This window comes from Brucella anthropi (assembly GCF_046630315.1).
GTDB classification, from domain to species: Bacteria; Pseudomonadota; Alphaproteobacteria; order Rhizobiales; family Rhizobiaceae; genus Brucella; species Brucella anthropi_A.
The window spans coordinates 98,275-117,322 of record NZ_LQBD01000010.1 but is presented as its reverse complement, the minus strand read 5'-3'; the positions used below and the strand labels follow the sequence as shown (position 1 = coordinate 117,322).

Sequence of the window (19,048 nt, the reverse complement as noted above, 5' to 3'; positions counted from 1 at the left end):
ACTACATCGAGATGTTCTACAACCCCAAGCGCAAGCACGTCAGGAACGGGATGCTGTCACCCGTCGAGTTCGAACGGCAGCAGGAAATGTAACCCGAGGGCGTCCACGAAACTCGGGGCTATTCACTTTGAACGTTTGGATGCGACACAAACTCTTATCTTTTGACCAACTCATGTTAATTCCGCCTCAAAATGGGATGAAATCGAAACGGTAGCATTATGTTAGCCGTTACTACTATTCCGATTGTTTCACTTTTTGTTCTTATTTCCATTTCTGGACACGCGTTAACGTGTCCAGAATGATATTCAACATGCATTTCCGTAACCGATTGATATTTCTACACCGATTACGGAACATTGGTTCCTAAGTACGGAACTTTGAGTCCGCGCACAGGTGTATTGATATATTAGCTGCAACCGCTCGTCGCGCCGCAGGTGTCACATTTGAGGCAGGTGCCGTTGCGAACCATCGTGAAGTTCTGACACTCGCTGCAACTATCGCCGGTATAGCCCTGCATCATCGACTTGATGCGGCGGTCCGCTTCCAGTTTCTTCGCTGCATTGGCGCTTTCAGAACGGGCCGAGGCGGCATCCGCAGCGGCCTTGTCGGAGAAAAGCTCGGTTGCCGATGTGCTTTCCTGCTGTTGCGCCGGAGCGGCATGCTCCTCGAACTCCCGCTTGAAGGCTGTCGCACCATCGGTCACGAGGCCGATGGTTGCCGGTCGACCACCCGCCGGCGTGGTCGACTTCAGGGTTGTGACATTGGAGGCCTGCGGCGCAGACCCAGCCGATCCCTTGGCTTCGTTGGCCGAGTTCGTCACCAGCGTAGGCTTGTAGCCGCGCGTCCAGCCGGTCGAGACCAGATTGGTCTTGCCTTCCTTGATGCCCTTGCCGAGCGCCGTGTTGCCGAAGTCGCTCGTATCGACATGGGCAAGATCGTTGCGGCCGAGATAGGAAACCGCAAGTTCACGGAACACATAGTCGATGATCGACGTCGCGGTCTTGATGGCATCGTTGCCGATGACCATGCCAGCCGGTTCGAACTTCGTGAAGGTGAACGCCTCCACATATTCTTCCAGCGGCACGCCATATTGCAGGCCAAGCGATACGGCGATGGCGAAATTGTTCATCATTGCGCGGAAGGCGGCACCTTCCTTGTGCATATCGATGAAGATTTCGCCGAGGCGGCCATCACCGAATTCGCCCGTGCGCAAATAGACCTTGTGTCCGCCAACGACCGCCTTCTGCGTGTAACCCTGACGACGGTTCGGTAGTTTTTCACGCTCGTGGACGATCTTTTCGACCACCTTTTCGACGATCCGCTCCGTCACCTGAACGGCGCGGGCCGCAGCCGGTGCCTCGATCAGGGCTTCGACCGCATCGTCTTCATCCTCATCATCCGCGATCAGCGCAGCATTGAGCGGCTGCGACAGCTTGGAGCCGTCACGATAAAGCGCATTTGCCTTGAGAGCCAGCTTCCACGACAGCATATAGGCGCTCTTGCAGTCCTCGACGGTCGCTTCGTTCGGCATGTTGATCGTCTTGGAGATCGCCCCCGAAATGAAGGGCTGCGCAGCAGCCATCATGCGGATATGGCTTTCCACCGAGAGATAGCGCTTGCCGATCTTGCCGCACGGATTGGCGCAATCGAACACAGCGTAATGCTCTTCCTTGAGGAAGGGCGCGCCTTCCAGCGTCATCGCGCCGCAAACATGGATGTTGGCCGCTTCGATGTCCTTCTTGGAAAAGCCCAGCGCCGGCAGCATCTCGAACGAGAAATCGTTGAGCTGCTCGTCGGTCAGCTTCAGTACGTCCTTGCAGAAATCCTCGCCCAGCGTCCACTTGTTGAAAGCGAACTTGATGTCGAAGGCGCTCTTGAGAGCCGCGTTCAGGGCCTCGACCTTCTCGTCGGTAAAGCCCTTGGACTTCAGCGACGACGGATTGACGCCCGGCGCCTGATTGAGATTGCCGTGACCGACGGCATAAGCTTCGATTTCGGCGATCTGGCTTTCCGAATAGCCGAGCGTGCGGAGCGCTTCCGGCACGGCGCGGTTGATGATCTTGAAATAGCCGCCGCCGGCAAGCTTCTTGAACTTCACCAGTGCGAAGTCCGGTTCGATGCCGGTCGTGTCGCAATCCATGACGAGGCCAATCGTGCCGGTCGGCGCGATGACGGTTGCCTGCGCATTGCGATAGCCGTGCTTTTCGCCAAGCTCAAGCGCCCTGTCCCAGGCTGCGCGGGCATGGGTGATGAGGGCTTGTTCCGGGCAATCGGCAGCAATCAGCGCGACCGGGTTGACGGCAAGGCCTTCATAGCCCTGGCGTTCGCCATGGGCGGCACGGCGATGGTTGCGGATAACGCGCAGCATGTGCTGGGCGTTCGGTTCGTAGCTCGGGAAGGTTCCGAGTTCCTTCGCCATTTCGGCCGAGGTGGCATAGGCCACGCCGGTCATGATCGCCGTCAGCGCGCCGCAGATGGCGCGGCCCTCGTCGGAGTCATAGGGAATGCCGGAGGTCATCAGCAGGCCGCCAATATTGGCATAGCCGAGGCCGAGCGTGCGGTATTCATAGGAGAGGCGGGCGATTTCCCTGGACGGGAACTGCGCCATCATCACCGAAATTTCGAGAACGATGGTCCAAAGGCGCGCCGTATGCTCATAGGCCGCGATGTCGAACGAACCGTCCTTGTTGCGGTAGGTGAGCAGGTTGATCGACGCCAGATTGCAGGCCGTATCGTCAAGGAACATATATTCCGAGCACGGATTGGAGGCGCGGATCGGACCGGCGGACGGGCAGGTGTGCCAATCGTTCATGGTCGTGTTGTAATGCAGGCCCGGATCGGCGGAAGCCCATGCGGCATAGCCGATCTTTTCCCACAGGTCGCGCGCCTTCAGCGTCTTCATCACGCGGCCGTCGCGGCGCGCCGTCAGGTTCCAGTCGCCGTCGTTTTCGACGGCGCGCAGGAATTCGTCCTTGAGCGAAACGGAATTGTTCGAGTTCTGGCCGGAGACGGTGAGATAGGCTTCCGAATCCCAATCCGTGTCATAGGTCTTGAACTGAATGTCCGTATAACCCTGACGCGCAAACTGGATCACGCGCTTCACATAGTTTTCCGGAACCTGGTTCTTCTTCGCAGCCTTGATTTCACGCTTCAGGGCAGGGTTCTTCGCCGGGTCGAAGCAATCGTCCCGCGTCGCTTCGGAGCCTGCTTCGCAATTGACGCAGGCCTTCATGATCGCGGTCAGATGCTGCTTGACGATCTTGGAACCGGTGACGAGCGAAGCGACCTTCTGCTCTTCCTTGACCTTCCAGTCGATATATTCCTCGATATCCGGATGGTCGATATCCACGACCACCATCTTGGCGGCGCGGCGCGTCGTGCCGCCGGACTTGATCGCGCCCGCAGCGCGGTCGCCGATCTTGAGGAAGCTCATAAGGCCGGAAGATTTGCCGCCGCCGGAAAGCTTTTCGCCTTCGCCGCGCAGATAGGAGAAGTTGGAGCCGGTGCCCGAGCCGTATTTGAACAGGCGCGCTTCGCGCACCCACAGGTCCATGATGCCGCCTTCATTGACGAGATCGTCGCCGACCGACTGGATGAAGCAGGCATGCGGCTGCGGATGTTCATAGGCCGACTTGGACTTGGTCAGCTTGCCGGTCTGCCAGTCGACATAGAAATGGCCCTGTCCGGGACCGTCGATGCCATAAGCCCAGTGCAGGCCGGTGTTGAACCATTGCGGGCTGTTGGGCGCAACGCGCTGGGTGGCCAGCATATAGGCAAGCTCGTCACGGAAGGCGAGGGCGTCTTCCTCCGAATCGAAATAGCCGCCCTTCCAGCCCCAATAGGTCCATGTCCCGGCAAGGCGGTCGAACACCTGGCAGGCGTCCATTTCCGAACCGTAGCGTTCACCTTCCGGCAGCTTGGAAAGCGCGTCTTCATCGGCGACAGAGCGCCAGAGCCACGAGGGAACGTCGTTCTCCTCGACCTTCTTCAGCCGGGCGGGGACGCCAGCCTTGCGGAAATATTTCTGTGCGAGAATGTCAGCGGCAACCTGGCTGAACTGTGCGGGCACATTGATGTTTTCGAGACGGAATACGATAGACCCATCGGGATTCTTGATCTCGCTGGTCGCAGTCCGGAACGCGATGTCCGCATAAGCCGATTGATTCTCTTTCGTAAAGCGGCGTTCGATCTTCATCTGTCCCATCCAAACGTTCTATATATAGTAGCTTTAGTGACGGTTTTCAGCCACGGCCTGTCTGTATCGCGTCTCTGTCAAAACAGCTCTTCTACGGGGAGGAGCGCCTTGTTGGGGAGAAGCTCCCGGAAATCCGCTTCCGCCTCATCAAAACCCGCGAAAAGACGCCTCAGGGGAGCGTGATTGCAACCATGTGGGCATTATCGCGATCAAAAATCAGCAGAACGAAAAATACCTTATCTTGTAAGAAGCATGAGCGCAAATACTAAATCTAGTGTTAACGCTGTTTCTGCTCGATGCTGCATCCGCTTCTCCTGAGACGAATGCGCCCGGAATTCGGGCGCAGCCAAACACCGAGCGAAAACCACACTTTCAAAGCGCAACGCCCGTTCGATACTCAACTGAACTGAAAGAAAGACCGGCAGATTGCAGCGCTCGATCCCGCCGCTTACGCAACGACAGGCTCATAAAAAACGACTCGCCCGCGAGCGTCAAGCAATGGTTTGTCGTAACCGCCCGGCATCTAGATATTGTGGGTAATCGCTTGGGCCAAATGTGGATAACGGGGAGAAGCGAGGCTTTTGCGAACCAGGCCGATTCTGTGATTTCGGGGCGTGGAACGGTCGTATATTAGCGATATCTGTAATAATTTCGGCAATCTGGTCTTTTCGTAGAGGAAATCCCTGCGAAACCAGCCGGATCTGGAATATGTCGCAAAGGGGCAGGCGGCGCGCTGCCTATTCGGCAGCCGCCGCGATCCCCGAATCACCAAACTGGTGCAATATCTGCTTGAGTTCCGTCTCTTCGACGCGCTTTGCCGCTTCCTGCGGTGAAACCCATTCGCAAATGCGCTGATCCCGCTCAGGCCAGTCATTTTCCTGTCCGGTGAACTGGACGGGAAACACCGCCACCGTGAACTGGTTTATCCGTTCGGGCGGCAGGTCGGTCTTGCAGTAGCAGAAACTGCCGATGGGCGCCGGCGAGACTTCACCGCGAATGCCAGCTTCCTCATAGGCTTCACGGAGCGCTGTTTGCGCAAGTGTCCGCCCAATCTGGGGCCAGCCCTTGGGGATGATCCAGCGGCCCGTGCCGCGGCTTGTAATGACGAGAACCTTGAGGGTGCCCATGTCGCGGCGATAGACCAGCGCCGCAACCTGCTGCAAACGGCCGGAAGGCGTCAGGATACGCTTTTCGGTTGCAATCAGTTGTTTTGCGTGCGACTTCACCGCGACCCCCCCCTTTTTTCCTATAGCATGATCCGATTCGCCAAAATAACAACTGATTAGTCAGGCATCAGGCCTTTGAGAACAGGCGAAAAAAGCGTTTATTTTAAAGGTATTACTAAAATTGTGGGGCTGGATGGCAGCTTCACGAACGCAATCCGCCCGTCATCGGCGTTATTTCGACGCGTTTTCCATAAGGTGCGATTGCGGCAGAAATATCACCGCAACCGCATTCATTTGTTTTCGTTTGATAGCGTTTTGAGCCTGCGGCCATACCTTGCGCAGGCGCGCGAAAGCGCTCGCCGCCTGCATCGGGTGGGAGCGTCAGCCGCGCTTTCCGCCTGCAATCGGTTCCTGATAGGTGAATCCCATATCCCAGGGAAAATAGATCCAGGTGTCCTGTGATACTTCTGTGACGAAGGTATCGATCAGCGGACGACCTTTGGGCTTTGCATAGACGGTTGCAAAGTGGGCCTTCGGCATCATTTCCCGCACGATGGCTGCCGTCTTGCCCGTATCGGTCAGGTCGTCAACGACGATGACGCCTTCGCCGCCCTTTTCCAGAAGCGTTTCGCTCACGCCCTTGAGGATCTGCATGTCGCCCTGCGACGTGTAATCATGATAGGAGGCAATGCAGACGGTTTCGATCAGGCGAATGCCGAGCTCGCGGCAGACGATGGCCGCAGGGACCAGACCGCCGCGGGTAATGGCGACGATTGCATGCCAGTCGCGGTTCATGCCGGCAATCCGCCAGGCGAGGGCGCGGGCATCACGGTGGAACTGATCCCAGGAAACGGGAAAGGCTTTATCTGGCAAGGACATCGAAACGCTCCGTGGAACGATCCGGAGCTTGTTCCCCGGACCTCTAGAAACCAAAAATGCGCTATGACGGGTTGCCTAGCGCTTTAACTGTCAGGATCTGCGGCTTTTCTTCATCCGCGCCCATTCCGGCGGGCTGCGGGAGATGAAAAGGCTCTCCACCCGGCACAGTCGGCGCCGGGTGATGCTGATAACCGCAAAAATGGTCGTCTTGCAAGCGTGTCTTGTTATTCCATGCCCGTTGGCGGGAGAAATGCGCTGTAACGGTCTTTCCAGGGCCTTTCCAAAACGGGAACCGTCCTTGCGGAAAAGTTCGCTTGCCGGATCGGTTTCCGATCCGGCTAAAGCATGTCCGTTGCATGCGATAAATGCAGCATGCCTAGCGCGAGAAGAGCGTGAGGATCGGAAGCTCGTTCAGCATGGACCGTGTCACGCCGCCAAAAACAAGCTCGCGCAGCCGGGAGTGACTGTAGGCGCCCATGACCAGAAGGTCCGCGCGTTCGGCGATGATATGTTCCCGCAGTGCATCCTGCGCATAGCGCCCGTCGGAGGCGATAGCCGTGGGGATTACATCGATACCATGCCGCGATATGGATTCTGCGATATCGTGGCTCGCCAAAGCCTGGTCCTCTCCCTCGATTTCCGGGGGATCAATCCAGACGATCTGCGTTCTGTCGGCCTGCTTCATCAGGGGCAGGGCGTCAAAGGCGGCTCGGGCCGCTTCACGCTTGCCATTAAAGGCGACCACGATGCGATCGAGTGAAACCATCGGCAGCACCGGCGCATAGGGAACCAGAAGAACCGGGCAGCTGGCATTGAAGACGATCGTATCGGCGGTTTCGTCATTGGTGGCCGGATCGTCGGGATCAGGTTGCCCGGCAATCAGCAATTCGGCACCCAGACATGCCGTGAGCACACCATCGGCGGCCGTGCCGGTTTCAGAACGGGTGATGCGATACTCGTAATCGGTGCCCTGACGGCGCATTTCTTCTTCGAAAATGCGTTTCAGTCTTTCGGAAAGCTCCTTGTGCTGCTTGTCATGCAGCTCGAACATTCCCGGATCGATGAAGCCGTTCGGGTCGGCATAGACGATGGGTGAAGGGATGGAGTAGAGCCCGATAACGTGAATATCGGGCACCTTCTGCTTCAAAAGTCCAACGGCGGACACAACCCGTTTCAATTCGGATTCGCTGCGAGAATAGGCAACCACCGTCTTGTAGGACATGACCGAACTCCTTCCGGCTATTTTTCCATTTTAGCATAGAGTGCAACGAGTTGCGCGGGCAAAAGGTTGCAGAGCATCAAGCCGCACCTTCCGTCTCCAGCGATGCGATCATTTTTTCGATTGCAGCAATTGCGGTGTCGATTTTCTCCGGCTCGCTCCCGCGCACCACGAGTTCCGTGCTGAAACGCCCATTCTCGAATTTCGGATAGGACCCGATGACGGTATCCGGATTTTCCTTCTGAATCCGGGTCAGCGGAGCGCCGATCACGCCTTCGCCAAAAGGACAAGGCACCGATCTCGACAGGAGCTTGCGGCCGGTCCTCAATGTGGGCAGCACATTGTCGAGCATCGCCTGAAAGACAGACGGCACGCCGGCCATCACATAGACATTGCCGATATGGAAACCGGGGGCCGCGGAGATAGGGTTCGCTATATGCTCCGATCCTTGCGGCATACGCGCCATACGCTTGCGTGAGTCCGTGAACTCCAGCCCGCGTTTCGCATAATTGTCGCCAAGCAGCTTCATGGCTTTTTCGTCGTAGATGCACGGCACGCCGAAGGCGGCAGATACCGCGTCGGCTGTGATGTCATCATGGGTCGGGCCTATTCCGCCAGACGTGAAGACATAGTCATAATCGGGCCGCAGCGCATTGAGGGCGGCGACGATGGCGCTTTCCTCGTCCGGAACGATCCGCACTTCCTTGAGGTCTATGCCTGCTGCCGTCAGGACGTCTGCAAGATGTCCGATGTTCTTGTCCTTGGTGCGGCCTGAGAGAAGCTCGTCACCAATTGCCAGCATGGCGGCCGTGACGGCTTGCTGCGGATTGTTCGTCATATCCAGACTCCATTTCTGGCGTCAGTTAAGCGCCAGCAGGACGAGCCTGCAACTGCTTTATTTCAGCATTTCATCCGTTTGCGAGATGTTGCGTCTTTCCAAGGAAGGCCGCTCCCCTAATTGAAACGGTCGGGGTGGGCGCTTGGCAAAATCGGAACAGGGAGACGTTGCATGGTTAAGGTGCTGGTGCTGTATTATTCGGCCTATGGTCACATGGAAAAAATGGCCAGGGCGGCTGCCGAAGGCGCGCGGGAAGGCGGCGCGGAGGTGACACTCAAGCGGGTGCCGGAGCTGGTTCCGCCTGATGTCGCGAAAGCCTCGCACTATAAGGTCGACCAGGAAGCGCCGATCGCCGCGCCTGCCGAACTTGCGGATTACGACGCCATCATCATCGGTGTCGCGACCCGCTACGGCATGATGGCGGCGCAGATGAAGAATTTTCTCGACCAGACCGGCGGGCTCTGGGCAAAGGGCGCCCTCATCAACAAGGTGGGATCGGTGATGGTTTCAACGGCCACGCAGCATGGTGGCGCCGAGCTGGCGCTGATTTCCACGCAGTGGCAGATGCAGCATCACGGCATGATTATCGTTCCGCTTTCCTATGCCTATCAGGGGCAGATGGGTAATGATGTGGTGCGCGGTGGCGCGCCCTATGGCATGACGACAACCGCCGATGGCGATGGGTCGCGCCAGCCGTCGGAACAGGAGCTCGACGGTGCCCGGTTCCAGGGCAAGCGCGTTGCCGAAATTACCGCGAAACTGCATGGTTGATGGCATCAGGGCCAAACAAAAGCCGCCGGTTAAACGGCGGCTTTCATGCGAAGGGTTGTGGTGCGGTCGGCGGGACTTGAACCCGCAAGCCTAAAAGGCGACGGATTTTAAGTCCGTTGCGTATACCAATTTCGCCACGACCGCAGCTAATGCCACGTCTATGTCATGATTTGTATTACGAATTCAAGCCTCAAAGCCTGTTAACATCAACAGTTAGCATTGCTGAATATATGCGTGCCCTAAATCGTTGATTTAACGAGCCGATGCGCTTCAACCTTGTCTGCATTGTCAAACCCATGTAGCGATGGTCAAATCCAGTTGGAAATGCAGAAAGTCGAATAATGACCGCCTTTGTGAAATCCGTATCCGAGGCCGAAAAGGCAATGCGTGCGCTGTTTCCCGAAACGCCGCTGCAACTCAACGACTATCTGTCGCGGAAATACGGCGCGGAGATCTGGCTGAAGCGCGAAGACCTCACGCCGGTCCGCTCCTACAAGATTCGCGGTGCCTTCAATTTCATTTCCAAGGCGGTCGAAACGACCGACGGGAATGTGGTGTTTGTCTGCGCGTCGGCAGGCAATCACGCGCAGGGCTTTGCCTTCGTCTGCCGCCATTTCGGCCGCAAGGGCGTGGTTTTCATGCCGGTGACGACGCCGCAGCAGAAAATCGACAAGACCCGCGCTTTTGGTGGAGAATTCATCGAAATCAAACTGGTGGGCGATATTTTCGACGTTTGCTATGCCGCTTCGCAGGAATTTGCCGCAAGCCATAAGGGTGTGATGGTGCCGCCATTCGACCATCCAGGCATTGTCGAGGGGCAGGCGACAGTGGCGCTTGAGATCGAGCGGCAATTGCCGGAAGGAAAGAAGCCGGATTTCATCCTGCTGCCCGTCGGCGGCGGGGGATTGTCCGGCGGTGTCACGCATTATGTATCCGATCTCGGCTGGAAGACGAGTTTCCGCTTTATCGAGCCGCAGGGCGCGGCAAGCCTGAAAGGAAGCCTTGAAGCGGGCAAGCGGATCAGGCTCCTCCATGTCGACAATTTCGTCGATGGTGCGGCTGTTGCCGAAATCGGCAAGGAAAACTTCAAGCTTCTCAAAGGGTTCGATCCGAAAACTGTCATCACGGTTCCGGAAAACCGGCTCTGCGCCACGATCGTCGAGATGCTCAATATCGAGGGCGTGGTGCTGGAGCCCGCCGGCGCGCTGGGCATCGATGCGCTCAAGGATTTCAAGAAGGGCGATCTCAAGGGCAAGCGTATCGTCATTGTTGTGTCGGGCGGCAATTTTGATTTCGAACGCCTGCCGGATGTGCGCGAGCGTGCATTGCGTTTCGAAGGCCTGAAGAAATATTTCATCTTCCGCTTTCCGCAGAGGCCGGGGGCGCTGCGTTCCTTCCTCGATCTTCTGGGGCCGGAAGATGATATTGCGCGATTTGAATATCTGAAGAAATCGGCGCGCAATTTCGGCTCCGTGCTGATCGGCATCGAAACCAAGAATGCGGCAAACTTCAAGCTTCTGGAAAAGAAGTTCGGGGAAGCCGGGTGGGCTTATCAGGACATCACGGACAATCAGGTGCTGGCTGATTTCATCATCTGATTTCGCAGGCCGAAATGAAATCGGTTGCTTTTTCGGCAAAAACATCCCATATGCCGCATCAGGCGCATGGGCTGACGTATTCGTCGGCTTTCCCGGCATTGGACTTGTTGCGTCTCGCCTCTGTCTTCCGGAATGGTCCGGAAGCGGGGAGACCCGAAAGAATGTTCGGGCACGGCAGCGCAAGTCGCCAGGAGTATTAGAACTTCGGCGTCCCGTCGTTATCATTGAACAGACAGAGTTCGGCAAGTTGCGCTTGACCGGCATTTGTATGCGGACCATGACATCATGGTGCCGCTGAGAGAGATTGAATTGACAAAAGAAATTACGGGCGGCTTTGCCGCTCTCGGCGTTACCGGCGTTTTGCTCAAGGGCGTCGAAGCCGCTGGCATGACCGAGCCGAAGCCGATCCAGTTGCAGGCGATCCCGCACCAGCTCGAAGGTCGCGATATTCTGGGCATCGCGCAGACCGGCTCCGGCAAGACGGCGGCTTTCAGCCTGCCGATCCTGCAAAAGATCATCGGCCTTGGCGACAAGCGCCGTCCGAAGACCGCCCGCGCGCTGATCCTCGCGCCAACGCGTGAACTCGCGGTGCAGATCGAACAGACGATCCGCAATGTTTCCAGGCACGCGCATATATCGACGGCGCTTGTTCTTGGCGGCGTTTCCAAACTGTCGCAGATCAAGCGCATCGCGCCGGGCATCGACGTTCTGATCGCCACGCCCGGCCGTCTGACGGATCTGATGCGTGACGGTCTGGTCGACCTGTCGCAGACGCGCTGGCTCGTTCTGGATGAGGCGGACCGCATGCTGGACATGGGCTTCATCAACGATGTGAAGCGCATTGCAAAGGCAACGCATGCCGATCGTCAGACAGCACTGTTTTCGGCCACCATGCCGAAGGAAATCGCATCGCTGGCCGGGAGCCTGCTGCGCGATCCCGTCCGCGTCGAAGTCGCTCCGCAGGGAACGACGGCTGCCGAAATCACGCAGGTCGTGCATCCCGTGCACACCAAGGAGAAGCGCCGTCTTCTTTCCGCGCTGCTGGGCGACAAGGCCATGCGTTCGGTCATCGTCTTCACCCGTACAAAGCATGGTGCCGATGCGGTTGTCCGCCATCTGGAGCGCGACGGCTATGAAGTCGCCGCCATTCACGGCAACAAGTCGCAGAATGCCCGTCAGCGCGCGCTGAACGGTTTCCGTGACGGATCGCTGCGGATTTTGATCGCGACCGACATTGCCGCCCGTGGCATCGACGTGCCGGGTATCAGCCATGTCGTGAACTATGATCTGCCGGATGAGCCGGAAACCTATGTGCACCGTATTGGCCGCACCGGCCGCAATGGTGCCAGCGGTGCATCGATCACGCTCTACGATCCGGCAGCGGAAGAATCCAAGCTGAAAGCGGTCGAGCGCGTGACGCGCAGCAAGCTTCCGATCAAGGATGCACCTGTGGAGCTTGCACCGGCTCCGGCCCCAAGGGCCGCTGCATCGGGAGCGGCTCCGGGCGAACGCCCGCAGAAGACGGGGCATCGCAAAGGCGGGACGCCGCAAAAGGCGCGTCGTGCCGCTCCAAAGGCAGCCGATCATCGCGCAGGCGGTCATGCAGCCGGCGAAGCCGCTCCGAAAGCAAAGCGTCCGTTCCGCCGCAAGCGCCGCAATGCAAATGGAAATGGCGGACAGCGCGCGGCATAAGGCGCTTTTCTCAAACATTTTTCCCAAAAGCCGCCCTTTTCGGGCGGCTTTTCTATTTTCAGCCGCAAGAGCGGTTTCAGTTTGCGCAATCGGCTGGAAAAATATTCCATGCTTGCTTGAAGGGCGGGGCGCTTCCTCATAACTTCCTCTGCGAAACAGGAAGGATGGAAGCCATGTTCCAATCGGTGCTCGACGCTATCGGCAATACGCCATTGATCCACTTGAAGAAGGCTTCCGAAGCGACCGGCTGCGCAATTTACGGCAAGGCCGAATTTCTCAATCCCGGACAATCCGTGAAGGACCGCGCAGCGCTCTATATTATTCGCGATGCCGAAAAGCGCGGGCTTCTGAAACCCGGCGGTGTCATCGTCGAAGGCACGGCGGGCAATACCGGCATTGGCCTCACCATGGTCGCGAAAGCGCTTGGCTATCGCACCGTCATCGTTATTCCAGAAACGCAGAGCCAGGAAAAGAAGGACGCGCTGCGGCTGCTGGGCGCCGAGCTGATCGAGGTTCCGGCAGCACCTTATCGGAATCCAAACAATTATGTCCGCCTGTCTGGACGCCTGGCCGAGCAACTCGCAAAGAGCGAACCGAATGGCGCGATCTGGGCCAACCAGTTCGACAATCCGATCAACCGGCAGGCCCATGTCGAAACCACGGCACAAGAAATCTGGCGCGACACCGATGGCAAGGTCGACGGGTTTGTGGCAGCTGTCGGGTCGGGTGGAACGCTCGTCGGCACGGCCTTCGGCCTGAAGGACCACAATGCCGATATCAAGATCGCGCTGGCCGATCCCCATGGAGCCGCACTCCATTCCTTCTACACGACAGGCGAACTGAAAGCCGAGGGCGACTCGATCACCGAAGGCATAGGGCAGGGCCGCATCACCGCCAATCTTGAGGGGTTCACCCCCGATTTCTCCTATCGCCTTTCCGATGCGGAGGCGCTCGATATCGTGTTCGATCTCGTGGAAAATGAGGGCCTTTGCCTTGGCGGTTCTTCGGGCATCAACATTGCTGGCGCAATCCGGCTTGCAAAAGATCTCGGGCCGGGCCACACAATTGTGACGGTGCTTTGCGACTATGGTAATCGTTACCAGTCCAAGCTGTTCAACCCTGCCTTTCTGCGCGGCAAGAACCTGCCCGTGCCCGGATGGCTGGAGAAGAAGACCGAGATAGACATACCGTTCGAGGGATAATCATGGCATATGAGACCGAAGCGCTTTTCCGCGAAGATTCCTATCTTTCAACGGCGGAGGGCACGGTGCTCGCCATGACCGACACCGGCGGGATCATTCTCGACCAGACGAATTTTTATGCCACCTCCGGCGGCCAGCCGGGGGATATCGGTTTTTTTGAGCGCGCCGATGGCGCGCGTATCGAGATAGCGGCGACTATCACCGGCGAAAACAAGAACGAAATCATTCACGTTCCGGCAGAGGGGCAGGCGTCGCCCGCAATTGGCGAAAAGCTCGTCCTGCATGTCGACTGGCCGCGCCGCTACAAGCTGATGCGCATGCACACGGCCTGTCACCTGCTTTCCGTGGTCTGCCCGTTCCCGATCACCGGCGCAGCCGTGGGGGAGGATGAAAGCCGTGTTGATTTCGATCTTCCCGACCCGACCTACACCAAGGAATTCGTGACCGAAAAGCTGATGGAGCGCGTCAACGCCAATGACGCGGTTGCCATTCGCTGGATCAGCGACGAGGAATTCCTTGCCAACCCCGATATCGTGAAGTCAAAAAATGTGCGACCGCCGGTCGGGCTTGGCCGCATACGCCTTGTCCTGATTGGCGAAAACGGCGTGGTGGACTCGCAACCTTGCGGCGGCACGCACGTTTCCGAAACGCAGGAAGTGGGCGAAATCCACATTGGCAAGATTGAAAAGAAAGGCAAGGAAAACCGCCGCTTCCGCATTCGGTTCGGTGCCTTGCCGGAAGCTTGATTCTATCGTTTTTCGCAGGCTGCCATTGTGGGCGGCATGTCGCTGGAGTGACCCATGGTTGAAAAAAGCGCTTTCGTCGTTTCACGAGACTGGTTGAAGGAACGGCTCGGCAAGCCGGGCATCGCGATTGTCGATGCATCCTGGTATCTTCCCGCTGCGGGACGCAGCGGCGAGGCCGAATACAACGCCGCGCATATTCCGGGCGCCGTCTTCTTCGATCAGGACAAGATCGCCGACAAGGAGTCCGGCCTGCCGCACACGCTGCCCTCACCGGAGCTCTTTGCGCGGCATGTCGGTGCGATGGGCATCACCGCCGATGAAACGGTCGTGGTCTATGACGGGCCGGGCATGTTTTCCGCGCCACGCGTCTGGTGGATGTTCCGGGTCATGGGCGTGAAGAATGTCCATGTTCTCGATGGCGGCTTCGACGGATGGAAAAAGGCCGGTTATCCGGTGACTGATGAGCCGACGAAGATTGCATCCACATTGTTCACGTCATCCTTCAACAAGGCTGCCGTGGTGGATTTTACGCAGATGCGCGAAATCGTGGATGAGCGCCGCGTGCAGATCGCCGACGCGCGCGCGGCCGGGCGCTTCACCGGACGCGATGCGGAACCGCGCGCGGGCATGCGCTCCGGCCATATGCCCGGCGCGCGCAATGTTCCTGTCGGCACATTGTCCGAAAACGGCGAACTGAAGGATCTGGCGAGCCTGCGCAGGATTTTTGACGAGGCCGGTGTCGATCTTTCCAGGCCGGTGGTGACAAGCTGCGGGTCCGGCGTCACCGCCGCTGTCATCACGCTGGCGCTGACGTCGCTTGGCCACACGGATAACCGTCTTTACGATGGTTCCTGGAGCGAATGGGGCAGCCGGCAGGACACGCCGGTCGTCACCGGCGAAGCTGAACAGGCATGACCGAAAAACTGACAGCGCGCATCACGCATCTGGAAATGTCGATCCGTCAGTCCGTTGCGGTGCCGGTGCCCTCCGGTATCCGCCTCGCGATCATGCGCGCGGGCACCATGCCGGTCCATTATTACCGCTATCTCTACGAACAGGTTGGCCGCAAGCATCACTGGATGATGCGGCGTGTGCAGACGGATGGGGAAGTTGCAGCGGCGATCCATGCCGATACGACCGAAATCCATGTCCTCTACGCGGATGGCTGCCCGGCAGGTTTCGTCGAGCTTGATCTTTCGGCCCTGCCGGAAGCGGCCGAGATTGTCTATTTCGGCCTCATCGATGATTTTCAGGGGCGGGGACTGGGCAAGTTCTTCCTCGGCGAAGCCATTTCCGCCGCCTGGGCGCATGGGCCGGAAAAGGTGACGATCCACACCAATACGCTCGACAGCCCGCGCGCATTGCAGCTTTATCAGAAGATGGGATTTGTGCCGGTTGGATGGTCGGAAGAGGAAATCGACCCCTGGGAATGAATTGGTGGGGCTCTATCCCCGCGCTACTTCGCGCCCGGTCGCAATCGAGACGACAGACGCGCTGGCAAGACGCCCGCTTTCCTCATCGAACACCACGCAATTGCGTCCGCGCTGCTTGGCCATGTAGAGGCAACGGTCAGCGCGGCTGAGCACCTGCGAATTGGTCTCATTTTTGGGCGCCGAGGCGACGCCGATGCTGATCGTCAGCGGATAGACCTGATATTGGGTCGTGTGAAACGGCGTATTCTCCACTTCCGCGCGTATGCGCTGCGCGACGCGCATGCCGGTTTCTCCGCTGGCACCGGGCAGAAACACACAAAACTCCTCCCCGCCAATGCGCCCCACGAGGTCGCCCTTTCGCGTCACATTTTGGAGCGCGAATGCGATCAGCTTCAAGGCGCGATCACCGACGCCATGGCCGAACGTATCGTTGATGGCCTTGAAGTGGTCGGCGTCAACGACCAGCAATGTCCCTGTCTCGATACGGGAGCGGCTGATCTTCATGGCCTCGAACAGTGCTTCGCGGTTGAGAAGACCGGTCATATGGTCGATCCGCGCGCGGGCCTGTAGCTCGATATGGGCCTTTTCAAGCTGGAGATAGGCATCTTTCAGCTTGCTGTGCTGATGGAAAATATAGGCGAGGGAAGGGAAAGCCGTGGCCGCGGGAATCCCGGCGCTGAGAGCAAGCGCAATGATACCGGGGCTGAAGCCCGCGGAATAGGCCGCCATCGACGTTGCTGCTATCGAGAACAGAACGACGGACAACGTTATCAAAGCTGCTTTCCAAAGAGCAGTCTTCTTCATTTCCTTGCACTCCCAACCCTGAGTGAGGATGTTTAATGCCCCGCGCGTGAACCCGATATGAACGGGTTTTTGCGGGCCTTATAAAAGGAACGCCTGAGAGGGGAAAGATACCACCATGCGCTTCTTGCAATTTTTTGTTTATGCGTGCCATGAAAGACACAATCACAGGTAGCATAGCGGTTTTATATTACGTGGAAATCAAAACAAGCACAACTATGTTTAAAAGAAATGCTTCTACAGGATATAAATAATAAGTTGCTAATATAATTCGGGAAATAACTTGGGCAGGACAATCCCGGAGCCGCAGGCAGGTGGAAACTCCGGGATTTGTCGGCTGTTATTCTTTGTCCCGAACCCGTTTACCCTTTGCGGGACATGGCGTGGATCAGAAGATCGCCAGATATTTCAGGAGTGAAATTATGCCAATGATAATCACGATAAGCTGAGCGATCTGCTTTGCCCTGGCATCCAGAGGCAGCATGTTGATGAGATAAAGGACGAGGAAGATAACAAGGATTGTTATCAGAAGGCTGATGAGGATGGACATGGGCGGTCTGATCCTTCCCGGAACTTGGGGTTGCGTTGCGCACCGGACGACCGTTCCTCGGCGTCACCCGATTGAGCGCGTTGAAACCGGAGAAGAGAGCAGGGCCCTTGCAACCGGCGCATCGTCACCAATCCAAAGACGATGTGCCGGTTAACGTTCCAGAGAAGGGAAGGTTCCGCTTTATAAGCAACGACTTAAATCTGGCCGGCATCAATCGATGCCGGTTTTTTGAGATATTCAGCCGCGCATGCTGCCTGTTTCGCGCCGACGCTGATGCCAGCTGAACGCTTCTTCGATCAGGTGAGGCGTGTGTCCGCCGCGGGCGCATGCCCGGTCGAAATAGTCGTTGAGCTGGTCGCGGTAATCCGGATGAGCGCAATGATCGATGATGACACGGGCGCGCTCGCGGGGAGCCAGGCCGCGCAGGTCGGCAAGCCCCTGTTCGGTGACGAGAATATCCACGTCATGTTCCGTGTGGTCGACATGCGTAACCATGGGGACGACCGACGATATGGCGCCGTTCTTGGCTTCGGATTTGGTGACGAAGATCGAGATGAAGGCATTGCGGGCAAAGTCGCCGGAGCCGCCGATCCCGTTCATCATGTTGGTTCCGTCAACATGGGTGGAGTTCACATTGCCGTAAATGTCGAATTCCAGCGCGGTGTTGATCCCGATGATACCGAGGCGGCGGATGACTTCCGGATGGTTGCTGATTTCCTGCGGACGCAGGATGAGCTTGTCGCGATAGCGCTCGATATTGCTGAAGACCCGTTCTCCGCAGGCCGGGCTGAGCGTGATCGACGATCCCGATGCGAAGTCGAGTTTTCCGGCGTCGAAGAGGTCGAAGGTGCTGTCCTGCAACACTTCGCTATACATGCGCAGATTGTGGAAGGGGCTGTTTGCAAATCCGTTCAAGACGGCATTGGCAATGGTTCCGATGCCCGCCTGCAAGGGATTGAGCGCCAGATCCAGACGGCCTTCATTCACTTCATGCTTCAGGAAATCGATCAAATGCCCGGCAATCGCCACCGTTTCCCGGTCGGCCGGTTCAACGGGGGAGGCGCTGTCATTTTCCTGGGTGATGACGATACCGGCGATTTTCTCCGGCGGAATGGGAATATATGGAAGGCCGATGCGGCTGTCGCAGGCCATGACCGGGATCGGCTCGCGGGAAGGGCGCTTTGTCGGGATATAGATATCGTGCAGACCTTCCAGCGCCATCGGCTGGTTCAGGTTGACTTCGACGATGACCTTTTCGGCGAGAATGGCAAGACTGGCCGAATTGCCCACCGATGTGGTGGGGATGATTCCGCCGCTTTCGGTGATCGCCAGCGCCTCCACCACGGCGCAATTGATCGGGCCGATCTGATTGGAACGAAGCTGCTCGACGGTTTCCGACAGATGCTGATCGATAAACATGACCTCGCCGCGGTTGATCGCATTGCGCAGGGTGCGGTCGGCCTGGAAAGGCATGCGCCGGGCAAGGATATGGGCTTCGGTCAGGATTTTGTCGACATCGTGCCCGAGCGACGCGCCGGTGATGAGCGTGATCTGGAATGGGTCCGTTGCGGCGCGTGCCGCCATGGCAACCGGCACGGCCTTGGCATCGCCGGCGCGGGTAAATCCGCTCATGCCGACGATCATGCCATCCTTGATGAAACTGGCCGCCTGCTCCGCAGTGATGATCTTGTCTCGAAGCGCAGTGTTCCGGATACGTGTTTCCAACATGTGATCTACCTTTTTTCCCGACCGGCACGAAGCCGGAAATGGCATATTCCGAACGGACATCGATTGTCCGCCCGAACCGGTGCCGCAGGGTAATAACCCATGCAGGCTGTTTATACATGCTGCTTTGGTCTTAGACCCGCGCATGTCATTTCGCAGTCCGTCATCGCAAATGATCCCTTGCACGAAAGCAAGGGAAGCCGGAATGATTTGGATCAAAGGCCAATGCGCTT

General features: G+C 57.8%; 16 protein-coding genes and 1 tRNA gene. 8 read left to right on the top strand and 9 right to left on the bottom strand.

Annotated elements, in window-relative coordinates:
- A partial coding sequence (locus AVM02_RS07500; protein ID WP_411506345.1) for an IS3 family transposase occupies window positions 1–92 on the top strand: 92 nt, incomplete at its 5' end.
- 314 nt (window positions 93–406) lie between these two features.
- Here the strand turns inward: AVM02_RS07500 and AVM02_RS07495 are convergent.
- The 5 genes from AVM02_RS07495 to AVM02_RS07475 all read right to left on the bottom strand — a co-directional run bounded on the left by AVM02_RS07495 (window position 407) and on the right by AVM02_RS07475 (window position 8,297).
- Window positions 407–4,195 carry a vitamin B12-dependent ribonucleotide reductase gene (locus tag AVM02_RS07495; protein ID WP_411506336.1) on the bottom strand — a complete coding sequence of 1,263 codons (3,789 nt, stop codon included), beginning with the start codon at window positions 4,193–4,195 and terminating at the stop codon, window positions 407–409.
- A 737-nt stretch (window positions 4,196–4,932) separates the two neighbouring features.
- Window positions 4,933–5,421, bottom strand: a complete 489-nt coding sequence (locus tag AVM02_RS07490; protein WP_411506335.1) for an NUDIX hydrolase — start codon at window positions 5,419–5,421, stop codon at window positions 4,933–4,935.
- A gap of 321 nt (window positions 5,422–5,742) precedes the next feature.
- Window positions 5,743–6,240: a xanthine phosphoribosyltransferase gene (gpt, locus tag AVM02_RS07485; protein WP_411506334.1), complete on the bottom strand. Its 498-nt coding sequence runs from the start codon at window positions 6,238–6,240 to the stop codon at window positions 5,743–5,745.
- Between the two features lie 376 nt (window positions 6,241–6,616).
- Window positions 6,617–7,462, bottom strand: coding sequence for a universal stress protein (locus AVM02_RS07480; protein ID WP_411506333.1), 846 nt, complete (start codon window positions 7,460–7,462; stop codon window positions 6,617–6,619).
- A gap of 76 nt (window positions 7,463–7,538) precedes the next feature.
- Window positions 7,539–8,297, bottom strand: coding sequence for a competence/damage-inducible protein A (locus AVM02_RS07475; RefSeq protein WP_411506332.1), 759 nt, complete (start codon window positions 8,295–8,297; stop codon window positions 7,539–7,541).
- A gap of 171 nt (window positions 8,298–8,468) precedes the next feature.
- Between AVM02_RS07475 and wrbA the strand changes: the two genes are divergently transcribed.
- Window positions 8,469–9,068 (top strand): NAD(P)H:quinone oxidoreductase type IV, encoded by a 600-nt coding sequence (gene wrbA, locus AVM02_RS07470; RefSeq protein ID WP_411506331.1) that lies wholly within the window; start codon window positions 8,469–8,471, stop codon window positions 9,066–9,068.
- Between the two features lie 58 nt (window positions 9,069–9,126).
- Here the strand turns inward: wrbA and AVM02_RS07465 are convergent.
- Window positions 9,127–9,212, bottom strand: a tRNA-Leu gene (locus AVM02_RS07465).
- Between the two features lie 194 nt (window positions 9,213–9,406).
- Here AVM02_RS07465 and ilvA point away from each other — a divergent pair.
- The 6 genes from ilvA (at window position 9,407) to AVM02_RS07435 (ending at window position 15,739) form a co-directional block, all read left to right on the top strand.
- Window positions 9,407–10,666, top strand: a complete 1,260-nt coding sequence (gene ilvA, locus AVM02_RS07460; protein WP_411506344.1) for a threonine ammonia-lyase IlvA — start codon at window positions 9,407–9,409, stop codon at window positions 10,664–10,666.
- A gap of 285 nt (window positions 10,667–10,951) precedes the next feature.
- Window positions 10,952–12,358 (top strand): DEAD/DEAH box helicase, encoded by a 1,407-nt coding sequence (locus AVM02_RS07455; protein WP_411506330.1) that lies wholly within the window; start codon window positions 10,952–10,954, stop codon window positions 12,356–12,358.
- Window positions 12,359–12,531: 173 nt separating this feature from the next.
- On the top strand, window positions 12,532–13,560 hold the full coding sequence (locus AVM02_RS07450) for a cysteine synthase A (protein ID WP_411506329.1): 1,029 nt from the start codon (window positions 12,532–12,534) through the stop codon (window positions 13,558–13,560).
- A gap of 2 nt (window positions 13,561–13,562) precedes the next feature.
- Entirely contained in the window at window positions 13,563–14,306 is a 744-nt protein-coding gene (locus tag AVM02_RS07445) for an alanyl-tRNA editing protein (RefSeq protein WP_411506328.1), read from the top strand.
- Window positions 14,307–14,360: 54 nt separating this feature from the next.
- On the top strand, window positions 14,361–15,221 hold the full coding sequence (gene sseA, locus AVM02_RS07440; RefSeq protein WP_411506327.1) for a 3-mercaptopyruvate sulfurtransferase: 861 nt from the start codon (window positions 14,361–14,363) through the stop codon (window positions 15,219–15,221).
- Window positions 15,218–15,739 (top strand): GNAT family N-acetyltransferase, encoded by a 522-nt coding sequence (locus AVM02_RS07435; protein WP_411506326.1) that lies wholly within the window; start codon window positions 15,218–15,220, stop codon window positions 15,737–15,739. Before sseA ends, AVM02_RS07435 begins: the two co-directional genes overlap by 4 nt.
- A 12-nt stretch (window positions 15,740–15,751) precedes the next feature.
- Here AVM02_RS07435 and AVM02_RS07430 read toward each other — a convergent pair whose 3' ends face one another.
- From AVM02_RS07430 to AVM02_RS07420, 3 genes are all read right to left on the bottom strand, one after another.
- Window positions 15,752–16,543 (bottom strand): GGDEF domain-containing protein, encoded by a 792-nt coding sequence (locus AVM02_RS07430; protein ID WP_411506325.1) that lies wholly within the window; start codon window positions 16,541–16,543, stop codon window positions 15,752–15,754.
- A 385-nt stretch (window positions 16,544–16,928) separates the two neighbouring features.
- Window positions 16,929–17,090, bottom strand: coding sequence for a Thivi_2564 family membrane protein (locus AVM02_RS07425; protein WP_411506324.1), 162 nt, complete (start codon window positions 17,088–17,090; stop codon window positions 16,929–16,931).
- A gap of 237 nt (window positions 17,091–17,327) precedes the next feature.
- On the bottom strand, window positions 17,328–18,818 hold the full coding sequence (locus AVM02_RS07420) for an acetyl-CoA hydrolase/transferase family protein (RefSeq protein ID WP_411506323.1): 1,491 nt from the start codon (window positions 18,816–18,818) through the stop codon (window positions 17,328–17,330).
- Window positions 18,819–19,048 lie beyond the last annotated feature (230 nt).